Genomic DNA, 448 nt, shown 5'->3' with positions numbered 1-448 from the left:
TTGCTGGCATCAAGTCTGGTGAAGAACCAGCGCTTGCTCCAGATGACAACGCGAAGTACTACGCTGAGTTGGTTGTTGACCTAGATGCAATCGAAGAACCGATGATTGCTGACCCAGACGTTAACAATGAAGACGTATCTAAGCGTTACACGCACGACGTAATCCGTCCTACGTCATACTACGCGGATCGTAAAGTTGACTTAGGCTTTGTTGGCTCTTGTATGGTGCATAAAGGCGACATGCAAATTATCGCTGCGATGCTTCGCAACCTGGAGAAGAAAGGCCCTATTACATTCAAAGCGCCTCTTGTTGTTGCTCCACCAACATACAACATTGTTGATGAGCTAAAAGCGGAAGGCGATTGGGATATCCTAGCGAAATATGCAGGCTTCGTTTTCGATGATGAGCATCCAAAAGAAGCAGCGCGTACTCAGTACGAAAACATCCT

1 protein-coding gene is annotated in these 448 nt (G+C 46.9%); it reads left to right on the top strand.

Translation table 11 applies throughout. The features are described from left to right. Nucleotides 1–448 (top strand): aconitase family protein (locus tag A3750_RS05675; protein ID WP_255374869.1); only part of this gene is annotated, 448 nt, incomplete at both ends.

It is taken from the genome of Oleiphilus sp. HI0079, from assembly GCF_001635105.1.
This window is presented reverse-complemented; position numbering and strand designations above follow the sequence as displayed.